Below are 10478 nucleotides of genomic sequence, written 5' to 3' on the forward strand. Positions count from 1 at the left end.
GAAGCGGGCGAAGCGGGTCAGGGTGACACCGGCCTCGTCCAGGAGGGCCTTGACGGTCTTCTTCGAGTCGGTGACCGACGCCTGCTCGAGCAGGACGACGTCCTTGAAGAAGCCGTTGACGCGGCCCTCGGTGATCTTCGGCAGCGCGGCCTCCGGCTTGCCCTCTTCACGGGCGGTCGCCTCGGCGACGCGACGCTCGTTCTCGACCAGCTCGGCCGGAACCTCGTCACGGGTGACGTAGCGAGCCTTGAGCGCGGCGACCTGCATGGCGGCGGCGCGGGCGGCCTCGGCGGCGGCGTCGCCTTCACCGGTGTACTCGACCAGCACGCCGACGGCGGGCGGCAGGTCCGAAGCACGCTTGTGCAGGTAGGTGGCGACCGGGCCGTCGAAGGAGACGACGCGACGCAGTTCCAGCTTCTCGCCGATCTTGGCGGCCAGCGCCTGCACGGCCTCGTCGACGGTGCCGTTGTCGAGCTTGAGCGCCTTGAGGGCGTCGAGGTCGGCGGGCTTACCGGCGGCGGCAGCGGTGACGACGGCCTCGGCCAGCTCCTGGAACTCGGCGTTCTTGGCGACGAAGTCGGTCTCGGAGTTGATCTCGACCATGACGCCGTGCTTGGCGATGACCAGACCCTCGGCGGTCGCGCGCTCGGCACGCTTGCCGACATCCTTGGCGCCCTTGATGCGCAGCACCTCGACGGCCTTGTCGAAATCGCCGTCGGACTCGGCCAGCGCGTTCTTGCAGTCCATCATGCCGGAGCCGGTGAGCTCCCGGAGCCGCTTCACGTCAGCAGCGGTGTAGTTCGCCATCGGGGGCGAGCCTCCTCGTGTGTGGGGTGCTTGGGTGTTTACACCACCTTGCCGACCGCTTCTGAATTCAGAAGGGCCGGCAAGGTGAACGTAGAGCTACCGATCAGCTCAGAAGTCGGCCGGGGTGTGCTGCGCCGGGTCGGCCTTGACCTCGGCCTCGGCCTCGGCGGGCGTCTCGACGGCAGCTTCGGCGGCCGGGGTCGCCTGAGCCAGCAGCTCCTGCTCCCACTCGGCGAGCGGCTCACCGGCGCCGGCCTCGGGCTTCGCGTCGCCGGAAGCCTGGCCCGCGCGGGCCTGCACGCCCTCGGCCACCGCGGAGGCGACGACCTTGGTGAGCAGAGCGGCGGAACGGATCGCGTCGTCGTTACCCGGGATCGGGTAGTCGACCAGGTCGGGATCGCAGTTGGTGTCCAGGATCGCGATGACCGGGATGTTCAGCTTGCGAGCCTCGCCGACGGCGATGTGCTCCTTGTTGGTGTCGACGACCCAGATGGCCGAGGGCACCTTGGCCATGTCGCGGATACCACCGAGGGTGCGGTCCAGCTTGGTCATCTCACGCGTCAGCATGAGGATTTCCTTCTTGGTGCGACCCTCGAAGCCACCGGTCTGCTCCATGGCCTCGAGCTCCTTCAGGCGCTGCAGGCGCTTGTGGACGGTCGAGAAGTTCGTGAGCATGCCACCCAGCCAGCGCTGGTTGACGTAGGGCATCCCGACGCGAGTCGCCTCGGCCGCGATCGACTCCTGGGCCTGCTTCTTGGTGCCGACGAAGAGAACGGTGCCACCGTGGGCGACGGTCTCCTTGACGAACTCGTAGGCCTTGTCGATGTAGGTCAGCGTCTGCTGCAGGTCGATGATGTAGATGCCGTTGCGGTCGGTGAAGATGAACCGCTTCATCTTCGGGTTCCACCGACGAGTCTGGTGCCCGAAGTGCGCGCCGCTGTCGAGCAGCTGCTTCATAGTTACGACAGCCATAGCTCCCGTATCTCTCTTTCGTTGCCGGTTGACGCAGCCGATCGGCGATCGACTGCCCTGGCGCCACCGAAACCGCCGGACCCGATCGGAAAACCGGGACCAGCCGACGATTTCACTGTTCATCCGCTGGAGAACTCGCGCTGACATGCCCTCGCGGACCGTCTGCATAACGAGCGACGACCGGATGGACGAGCACGGGTGGCGCGCGAAGTCGGTCCGTGCTGTGCACACACTCGCTGCTGAGCACAAACCGCGTTGATCAGTCTACGCGGACCGGCGCTCTGGCCGAAATCGCCCCGTGCGCGGACCGCCCATACCTGCGGTGAAGTGCGCGGTATCCACATGTGGCGGAGTTGTCCACATTCGGCGAACCGGGCCGCCGGCCGGGTTGTCCGGCGCCGAGAGTAGGTGCATGAACATCTTCACGCGAACTCTGATCTTCACGTTTCCGCTGGTGTGCGCGGCCGGAGTGCTGGCGGCGCCGGTCGCGGCTCACCCCGGTGATCGGGTACCGATCACGCCGGTGTGCTCGGGCGGTGGTGGTGCCGTTTCGCCCACTACGCCACCGGAGCGGCACGGGGCAGCGGGGCCTACTGTTCCCGCGCGCGATGGGGCCGTTCCCGCGCCGGTTCCGGTCCGGGTGACGGTCCACGATCTGACCGGCGCACCTCCGCCGGCGCGCGGGGAGGCGGGTCGTCCAGCAACGCCGATCGAGGTCGAGATCGTCGTCCGCGGTGGTGCGAGCGGGTCGGCGGCGGAGTTGCCTACCGTGCTGCGTGATCTCCTGCGGACGCTCGCGACGCCGCAGCGTGTGCCTGCGCCTCGGCCGCATCGCTGAGTTCGGTGTGGGGGACTCCTGTGCGCCGATGGGTCTCGGGGTATGGATGCCGGCGTCGTAGCCGGAAACCGGCTCCTCGGTCTCGGCGTCCTCGTCGTCGGTTCGTGGGGTCGTCTCTGTGGGCACGCCACGGGTTGGTGAAGTCGCCCCGGCGGGAGCGCCGCTGTCGGCACTCGGTGGAGTCCGTGGATGCGGCACGTCCGACCACCGGTCGCGCTGGGATCGTCACCGGCACAGGCCGGGTGGCGGGGCGCAGTGTCGCGGCGCTGTGGCTGGTAGCGGTGATGCTCGGGGGTGCGCCAGTCGTTGCGGCCGAGGTGGGGGTGTTCGGGTGGCCGTTGCGGCCGAGGCCGACCGTCGAACGACGCTTCGACAAACCGGAACGGAACTGGCTGCCCGGGCATCGCGGGGTGGATCTGGCAGGCAGCGCTGGGCAGGTGGTGCTTGCCGCGGGCGACGGCATCGTCGTGTTCGCTGGGGTGGTCGCGGACAAGCCGGTGGTGTCCATCGACCATCCCGGTGGTTTGCGGACGACCTACGAGCCGGTGGAAGCGCAGGTCACCGTAGGGAGACGGGTGAGCCGGGGTACGCCGATCGGCACGTTGGTGGCCGGGCATGAGGGGTGTCCGGCCGCCGCCTGTTTGCATTGGGGCGCGCGGCGGGAAGCCAGCGAGCACGGCAGGCGCGAGTATGTCGATCCGCTGGGTCTGCTGCACGAGGTGCCGGTCCGGTTGAAGCCGCTGGAGGCGTGATGTGTCACACCACCAGGCCACGGACTTCGGCGGCGGGACGAGAATCAGGGTGTGCCAGAGGAACCAGCGCCGTTCACCTACCCCGACGTGGGCGCCACCCGCGCGACATTGCCGTCCGGATATCACCGGTTCCGGCATCGCAGGCCGATCGGCCACGGCCGCGCCCTGTTCGACCGCGCCGCCACCCATATCCTCGCGTTCGGAATGCAGAAGGATGTCGGCATCTTCGACCGCGCCGATACCGAAACCGCCCAGGTGGGAACGGAATTGACGGTCCGCCTGGGTCCACGCCCGATCGGCATCGTCGCACCTTGCCGCGTCGTCTACATCCTGGACGAACCGGACCGCCGCGGATTCGCCTACGGCACCCTCCCCGGCCACCCCGAGGCAGGCGAAGAACTGTTCGCCGTCGAATACGACCCCACCGACGACACGGTGTACGGACTGGTCACCGCCTTCTCACGGCCAGGTACCTGGTATGTGCGGCTGGGCGGTCCCGTCGTCCGGCTGATCCAGCGCTGGTTCGCCCACCGGTACCTGAACACCCTTCCGACGAACAACTGAGCCCCCTTCGACCAGGTACCCGACATGACCTCAGGCGCCGATGCATGGCTCACGCAAGATTGCCCGTGCGGGATCTCCAGCGCCCGGCATCAGCCCAGGCGCCGACTCCAACCGCCGCGTTGGCCGGCTCGGTCCTCGGGTCACCGACGCGAATTCTGGGGTGCCAGCAGCGATATCGGGTCGTTGGGGCGGTGGTCAGAGGAGGGCGGCGAGGGTGTCTGCTTCGACGGTCAGGGAATCGCGGCGGTCGGTGGCGCCGAGGCGGTCGTATTCGGCTGCGGCGTCTCGTCTTTCGCCGATTTCCCGGCGCACGATGTCTGCGATGTCGGCTTCGGTGAGGTCGCGGCGGCGAGCTTCGGCGGCGCCGAGGCCGACCGCACTGTCTTCCAGCGCACCGGCTTTCACCTCTGCCGCGTCGATCGCCTCGGCATTGTCGATCGCTCCCAGCGCGGAACGCAGTGCCGAGATCGCACTGCGGTCGCGGGCCCTGATCGCAGGTTTCAAAGCGGCGCGCAGGCGCTCGCGCAGGGCTGAATCGGGCTGGTCCGAAGATCCGGGAGGCATGCTCGACGAGCCTAATTGCCGGTTTGGGGTGCGTCGAGCGAGTTCTCACCGCGGTCGGCAGGGTGTGGAAGTCGTCGTCGAGCAACTGCACGCGCGAGTCGCGGCAGGCGCTGAGGCCGATCGATGCTGCAGGGACAAGCGCTGGGTGCGAGCGGCACCCGACGGATTGCGTTCGCGCGGTCGCCGTGCCGCTCGGCCGAGGGCTCAGTCGAACAGCCGGTCGACCAGCACGCCGCTGACTGCGATGAGCGCGATGACTGTCACTGCGAGAGTTGCGGTCACCACGACACGGCCGCCTGTAGTCACCTGCCCGTGGTGGAGCGCGCGTCCGCGGGACCAACCGAGGAAGGTCAGCAGGAAGGCCACCAGGGCGGCGGCCAGCGGGAGCGTGTTGGTCGGCCAGCCGTCGCGGGTGACCTGGTGGGCGAACAGGAGGGCGCAGCCCGCCGCGCCCAGGGAGGTGCGGCGCCAGGCCAGCGCGGTGCGCTCCATCGCCAAGGTGGGCACTGTCATGACAACAGCACTGCCAGGCAGGCGAGAGCGGCGACGAGTGCCACGCCGACCGACAGCACGGGAACCAGAATCGTGCCGGGAAGCGGTCGCCCTACCCGCATCGCGACATCGACCCGGCGCCAGTGCCGGAAAGCCCCGAGCGCCACCGCGAGCGCCATCACCAGGCAGCTCACCGCGATGACACCGCCGAGCCCGGCCAGGCGCAGTGGCTGGACCAGGGTGTGCACGGCGACACCGCCGGCGAGCAGGCCGAGCGCGGTCCGGATCCAGGCCAGAAACGTGCGCTCGTTGGCGAGGGTGAACCGATAGTCGACCTCCTCCTCACCGTCCTCGGATTCGCCCCCGACCTCGGGCAACGCCATCACCACCACCTCCGTTCCCCATCTTGCCGTGCCGACCGGGGACGCCACCGCAACAGCACGACGCGGGCGCGCCGCTCACGCACCGGGCCGCACCGGTCCCCGCCCAGGCACACCGGGCGCGCACGCCGGCGCCACACTCACGCACTGGGTGCACAGGTCACGCATGCGGGCACACCGCTCACGCACGCACCGGGTGCGTCGGTAACCCACGCGGACATGCACCCACCACGCGCCCGGCTACGCCGGTCACCACGCGGGATTGCACCGGTCATCCACTGGGGATGCATCCGCCTACACCCGGGTACGCCAGTCACCCCGCGGGATTACACCGCTCACACACCCGGTACGCCTTGCCAAGCGTGGGCGCCGGTCACACGCGCGGTCGCGCCGGTCGCCCTCGCGGGGACCGCACCGATCACATGTTCGGGCGCGCCGGTTACGCGCGGGGATGGGCCTGGTCGTGTACTCGTTTGAGGCGCTCTACCGAGACGTGGGTGTAGAGCTGGGTGGTTGCCATGCTGGCGTGGCCCAGTAGTTCCTGGACGACTCGGAGGTCGGCGCCGCCCTCGAGGAGGTGGGTGGCGGCGGTATGGCGTAGTCCGTGGGGGCCCATGTCGGGTGCGCCGGGGATTGCCGCGACAACCTCGTGGACGACGGTGCGGGCTTGGCGTTGGTCCAGGCGGCGGCCGCGTTGCCCGAGGAGCAGTGCTCGGCCGGAGTGCTCGTTGACGAGGGACGGGCGGCCCGCACGGAGCCAGGCGTCGAGCGCGGTGTCGGCGGGACCGCCGAACGGCACCGAACGCTCCTTGTTGCCCTTGCCGAGAACACGGACGAGCCGGCGTTCCCGATCGATGTCGTCGATATCGAGCCCACACAGCTCGCTGACCCGGATTCCGGTGGCGTACAACAACTCCACGATCAGCCGGTCCCGCAGGGCCATCGGATCCTGCTGGGCAGCACCGGATTCCGCGGCATCCATGGCCTGCACCGCCTGGCCCTGTGCCAGCACGGCAGGCAAAACCCGATGTGCTCGCGGCGCTTGCAACCGCAACCCCGGGTCGACCGCCAAGCGCCCGGTGTCGGTCAGCCACGCGGTGAAAGTCTTTGCGGCAGAGGCTCGCCGGGCCAACGTCGTCCGCGCAGCCCCCGATGCGGCGAGCTCGGCCAGCCACGACCGCAACAACGGCAGATCCAGCTCCCGCACGGCCGAATCAGCCGACCGCGCATACAGATGCTCCAGTAACGACCGCACATCCCCGAGATAAGCCCGCACCGTATGCGCCGACCGATTCCGCCCCAACCGCAGATGCCGCCCGAACTCCGTGAGCAGCGCAGTCAGATCATCGGGCAACACATCCATTCACCCACCGTGACCCTTCCCGCCATCCCACGCAACCCACCACGCCGCACCGGACGGCCCGCCACCGCCCCGCGTCCATGATGCACGGTCCGCCAGACCCACCCTGGTCCTGTCGGCATCGCTCGATCGCGCTCGACACCTGCCAGGTATGCCCGATCACACCGGTCCGACCCGCGCCGGTGACCTCAGCGAGCGGGCGTCGTGCGGGGTTTCGGGTGTAGCTGCGAAACCTGCCCGGAACCCTGTTCGGTCAGCTCCGCATCACCGTGCTCACCTCGGGTGACGGATTCGAGTGCAGTACCACTCTCACTCGCACAACCGAACTCAGCCCACACAAACTCACGTGCGAGTTCCACCGCCACTCCCGGAACCAGCTATCTCGCTGGCAGCCGCCCACCCAACCTGGAACTCGCCGACTGGTCGCGCTCCCCGCCCCAACCGGTTTCACCCCGTGCGGCGGCCTCCGGTGCGGAACCACCCGTCGGAATCGCAACCCACCTGATCTGGTAGCGCCTTCCGATACAACCGGGCTCACTTCGTGCCGCGGCCTCGAGCGCGGAATCATCCGCCGGAATCGCAGCCCACCTGATCTGGCAGCACGTTTCGATACAACCGCGCTCACCTCGTGCCGCGGCCTCGGGTGCGGAACCACCCGTCGGAATCGCAGCCGACCAGGTCGGCGAGTTCCAGGCCGGGGAGGACGGCCCGGACGGTGGCGAGATCGAGGCCGGATTGCTGGGCTAGTTCGAGGGGGAGGCGGGAGCCGATGGCGGGGAGGGCCGCGTAGACGTCGGCTTCGGCGCCGCGCAGGTGCGCCGCGGGGTCGGCGGTGGTGTCGGCGAGCGGGAGGCGGAGTGGGCCTGCCTCGTCGATGACGTCTTCGGCACGGGTAACGAGGAGTGCTTCGCCCTCGCGGATCATGCGGTGGCAGCCTGCCGATGAGGCGGATCCGACAGGGCCGGGGACCGCCATGGCGGGTCTGCCGAGGCGGCGGGCCCATTTCACGGTGTTGCGGGCGCCGCTGCGCAGGCCCGCTTCGACGACGAGGACGCCGTCGCCGAGGGTCGCGATGAGCCGGTTGCGGGCCAGGAAGCGGTGTTTCTGCGCGCTCGTGCCTGGCGGATACTCGCTGAGGACGAGGCCTGTGTCGGCGATGGCGGCGAGCAGGCGGTCGTGCTGGGCGGGATACGGCCGGTCGATGCCGCAGGCGAGGACGGCGACGGTCGAACCGCCGACGGCGAGCGCCGCCCGGTGCGCGGCCGCATCGATGCCGAATGCCGCGCCGGAGACGATGGTCCAGCCCCGCCCGGCCAGGTCGCAGGCGATCTCGCCGGCCACCTGCACGCCGTAACCGCTGCTGCATCGCGAACCGACCACGGCGACAGCACGTTCGGACGCGGCCTGTAGGGACAGCGGGCCGCGCGCCCACAGCACGAGCGGCACCGCGCCTTCGCGATCGCGGTCGGTATCGAGTTGATCCAGTCCGAGCATCCGCCAGCCGGGCCATTCGTCGTCATCCGGCGTGATGACCCGCCCACCCAGCCGCGTAATCGCGTCCAGATCGGCTGCTGCCGTATCGATCTCGCGGCGGGCCGCCGTCGGTCCACGCAAAGCTTCCGGCAGTTCGTGCTCGCGCACGGCCCGCGCCGCCTCGCACACCCCGACCGAGGCGATCAGGGCCGACAACGGCGCACACGGCCCCTGCACCACCCGCGACAGATACACCCACGCGAGCCGGCGCTCGTCGGTGTCCAGGTCCACTGCTCCGGTCCGGGCATCCCCCAGCCCGCTCACTGCGCACCCCGCTGCCGGAAGTTCAAGGCCGACAACACATCCTGAACCGCCGGGACCTCACCGCCGCGCAGGTCGCAGACCGTCCAGGCGACCCGGATCGCCCGGTCCGCGCCACGGGCCGACATCCGGCCCAGCCGCAACGCCGTCTCGATCGGTGCGATCGATTCGCGGGGCAATCGGAACCGTTGTCGCAGAATATGACCGGGCACTTCGGCATTCGTCGCCCACCCGTCGGCACTCCAGCGCTGCGCGGCCAGTGTCCTGGCGTGCGCCACCCGAGCCGCCACGGTGACGCTGGTCTCGGCCTGCTCGTCGCCGAAGGTCGCACCCGCTTGACCGCGCATCTGCACCCAGATATCGATGCGGTCCAGCAACGGACCGGACAGCTTCCCGAGATAGCGGCGCCGAGCCAGCGGCGCGCAGATGCAGTCGACATCCCGGGCGGGCGCGCACGGGCAGGGATTCGCGGCCAGCACGAGCTGGAACCGGGCCGGGTAGCGTGCGACACCGTCACGCCGGGCGATCCGCACCTCTCCCTCCTCGAGCGGAGTGCGCAGTGCCTCCAGCACTTTCGTGCCGATCTCCGCGCATTCGTCGAGGAACAGCACGCCCCGGTGCGCCCGGCTGACCGCACCGGGCCTGGCCATCCCGGAACCGCCGCCGATCATCGCGGTCACCGAGGTCGAATGATGCGGTGCGACGAACGGCGCGAGGGTGATCAACGGCTGTTCGGCGGACAGCGACCCCGCCATCGAATGGATCGCGGTGACCTCGAGCGATTCGACCTCCGACAGCGGCGGCATCAATCCCGGAAGACGTTGCGCCAGCATCGTTTTGCCGATGCCGGGCGGACCCGTCAACAACAAGTGGTGACCACCGGCCGCCGCGACTTCCAGCGCCCAGCGCGCCTCGTCCTGACCGACCACATCGCTCAGGTCGCCGCTGGGAGCCTGCGGCCCCGGCACGATCCCGTCCGGTTCCAGCAGGCTGCCTTCACCACGCAACCAGCTGACCACCGCCCGCAAACTCGTCGCACCGAGCACCTCGATCCCCTCGACCAACCCCGCTTCGGCCACCGCTTCCGCGGGCACCACCACGGTCGGCAAGCCCGCGGTACGCGCCGCGATGACGGCGGGCAGCACCCCACGCACGCGACGCACCCGCCCATCGAGAGCCAGTTCGCCGAGCAGCACCGTCTTGGCCAGCCGCTCCCCCGGCACGGCACCGGAAGCGTCGAGCACCGCGACCGCCAGCGCCAGATCGTAGACACTGCCCACCTTCGGCAGCGTGGCAGGCGACAGCGCCAGGATCACGCGCCCGTCCGGCCACTTCTCTCCCGTGTTGGCGACCGCGGAGCGCACCCGGTTACGCGATTCCTGCAGCGCCGTGTCGGGCAGGCCGACCAGATTCACCGAAGGCAGACCCTGACCGATATCGGCCTCGATCTCCACCAGCTGACCGTCGACACCGGTCACCGCCACCGACAACGCCCGACCGAGCGCCATCAGAACGCCCCGGCCAGATGGTCGATGACCGGCCGGTGCCCCCGCGGGACCAGCACCGACACCACGTCGAACCGGATGCGCCGCCACGGCCCTTCCTGCTCGGCCAGCCACAGCAGCGCGAGCCGCCGGATCCGCTGCTGTTTGCTGAAGGTGACCGATTCGGCCGGTGTCCCGAAACCCAGCCCCGATCGCGTCTTCACCTCGACGAAGGCCGTGATCGTCGGGTCCTGGACGATCAGGTCCAGCTCGCCGTACCGGCATCGCCAATTGCGGGCGACGATCTCCATTCCCGACTCACGCAGATACTGCGCGGCCAGCTTCTCCCCGTATGCGCCGAGCGCCTGTTTGTCTGCCACGAGTCGAAGCATGCCGACTCGCACCGTCGGCAGCCGCCCGCCGACCTGGGCGGACAACAAACCTGTGGACAACCGCCGGCCGGTGGACAAC

Annotated in this window: 12 protein-coding genes; 3 read left to right on the plus strand and 9 right to left on the minus strand. The window is 69.5% G+C overall.

The genetic code is table 11. The features are described from left to right. Both tsf and rpsB read right to left on the minus strand, forming a co-directional pair. On the minus strand, nt 1-807 hold an 807-nt coding region (gene tsf / locus ACFWPJ_RS14520; RefSeq protein WP_378851201.1), incomplete at its 3' end, for a translation elongation factor Ts. Between the two features lie 108 nt (nt 808-915). Next, nucleotides 916-1779, minus strand: coding sequence for a 30S ribosomal protein S2 (gene rpsB / locus ACFWPJ_RS14525; protein WP_189024364.1), 864 nt, complete (start codon nt 1777-1779; stop codon nt 916-918). A gap of 412 nt (nt 1780-2191) precedes the next feature. Between rpsB and ACFWPJ_RS14530 the strand changes: the two genes are divergently transcribed. The 3 genes from ACFWPJ_RS14530 to ACFWPJ_RS14540 all read left to right on the plus strand — a co-directional run bounded on the left by ACFWPJ_RS14530 (nt 2192) and on the right by ACFWPJ_RS14540 (nt 3933). After that, on the plus strand, nt 2192-2617 hold the full coding sequence (locus ACFWPJ_RS14530) for a hypothetical protein (RefSeq protein ID WP_378851205.1): 426 nt from the start codon (nt 2192-2194) through the stop codon (nt 2615-2617). 284 nt (nt 2618-2901) lie between these two features. Beyond that, a complete protein-coding gene (locus tag ACFWPJ_RS14535; RefSeq protein ID WP_378851228.1) occupies nt 2902-3369 on the plus strand; it encodes a M23 family metallopeptidase in 468 nt (155 codons plus the stop codon). Between the two features lie 51 nt (nt 3370-3420). Continuing rightward, nucleotides 3421-3933: a DUF1990 domain-containing protein gene (locus ACFWPJ_RS14540; protein ID WP_378851208.1), complete on the plus strand. Its 513-nt coding sequence runs from the start codon at nt 3421-3423 to the stop codon at nt 3931-3933. 195 nt (nt 3934-4128) lie between these two features. On the opposite strand, the gene ACFWPJ_RS14545 is transcribed toward ACFWPJ_RS14540, so the two are convergent. The 7 genes from ACFWPJ_RS14545 to ACFWPJ_RS14575 form a co-directional block, all read right to left on the minus strand. Next, the gene (locus ACFWPJ_RS14545; RefSeq protein WP_378851211.1) at nt 4129-4497 is read right to left on the minus strand and encodes a hypothetical protein; all 369 of its coding nucleotides are present in this window, start codon (nt 4495-4497) and stop codon (nt 4129-4131) included. A gap of 204 nt (nt 4498-4701) precedes the next feature. Continuing rightward, a complete protein-coding gene (locus ACFWPJ_RS14550) occupies nt 4702-5010 on the minus strand; it encodes a DUF202 domain-containing protein (protein WP_378851214.1) in 309 nt (102 codons plus the stop codon). Continuing rightward, nucleotides 5007-5372, minus strand: a complete 366-nt coding sequence (locus ACFWPJ_RS14555; RefSeq protein ID WP_378851217.1) for a YidH family protein — start codon at nt 5370-5372, stop codon at nt 5007-5009. Before ACFWPJ_RS14555 ends, ACFWPJ_RS14550 begins: the two co-directional genes overlap by 4 nt. Nucleotides 5373-5808: 436 nt before the next feature. Then, a complete protein-coding gene (locus ACFWPJ_RS14560; protein WP_378851220.1) occupies nt 5809-6732 on the minus strand; it encodes a tyrosine recombinase XerC in 924 nt (307 codons plus the stop codon). 618 nt (nt 6733-7350) lie between these two features. Continuing rightward, the gene (gene dprA / locus ACFWPJ_RS14565) at nt 7351-8526 is read right to left on the minus strand and encodes a DNA-processing protein DprA (protein WP_378851223.1); all 1176 of its coding nucleotides are present in this window, start codon (nt 8524-8526) and stop codon (nt 7351-7353) included. Then, on the minus strand, nt 8523-10031 hold the full coding sequence (locus tag ACFWPJ_RS14570) for a YifB family Mg chelatase-like AAA ATPase (protein ID WP_378851226.1): 1509 nt from the start codon (nt 10029-10031) through the stop codon (nt 8523-8525). Before ACFWPJ_RS14570 ends, dprA begins: the two co-directional genes overlap by 4 nt. Continuing rightward, nucleotides 10031-10387 (minus strand): YraN family protein, encoded by a 357-nt coding sequence (locus ACFWPJ_RS14575; protein ID WP_378851230.1) that lies wholly within the window; start codon nt 10385-10387, stop codon nt 10031-10033. Before ACFWPJ_RS14575 ends, ACFWPJ_RS14570 begins: the two co-directional genes overlap by 1 nt. Nucleotides 10388-10478: the final 91 nt, after the last annotated feature.

It is taken from the genome of Nocardia sp. NPDC058497 (genome assembly GCF_042720195.1).
In the GTDB taxonomy this organism is placed as follows: domain Bacteria; phylum Actinomycetota; class Actinomycetes; order Mycobacteriales; family Mycobacteriaceae; genus Nocardia.

Coding starts and splice junctions, on each gene's coding strand:
- ACFWPJ_RS14560 (WP_378851220.1), bottom strand. CDS start 6,732: ATGGATGTGTTGCCCGATGATCTGACTGCGCTGCTCACGGAGTTCGGG.
- ACFWPJ_RS14545 (WP_378851211.1), bottom strand. CDS start 4,497: ATGCCTCCCGGATCTTCGGACCAGCCCGATTCAGCCCTGCGCGAGCGC.
- ACFWPJ_RS14555 (WP_378851217.1), bottom strand. CDS start 5,372: ATGGCGTTGCCCGAGGTCGGGGGCGAATCCGAGGACGGTGAGGAGGAG.
- ACFWPJ_RS14535 (WP_378851228.1), top strand. CDS start 2,902: ATGCTCGGGGGTGCGCCAGTCGTTGCGGCCGAGGTGGGGGTGTTCGGG.
- ACFWPJ_RS14570 (WP_378851226.1), bottom strand. CDS start 10,031: ATGGCGCTCGGTCGGGCGTTGTCGGTGGCGGTGACCGGTGTCGACGGT.
- ACFWPJ_RS14530 (WP_378851205.1), top strand. CDS start 2,192: ATGAACATCTTCACGCGAACTCTGATCTTCACGTTTCCGCTGGTGTGC.
- ACFWPJ_RS14550 (WP_378851214.1), bottom strand. CDS start 5,010: ATGACAGTGCCCACCTTGGCGATGGAGCGCACCGCGCTGGCCTGGCGC.
- rpsB (WP_189024364.1), bottom strand. CDS start 1,779: ATGGCTGTCGTAACTATGAAGCAGCTGCTCGACAGCGGCGCGCACTTC.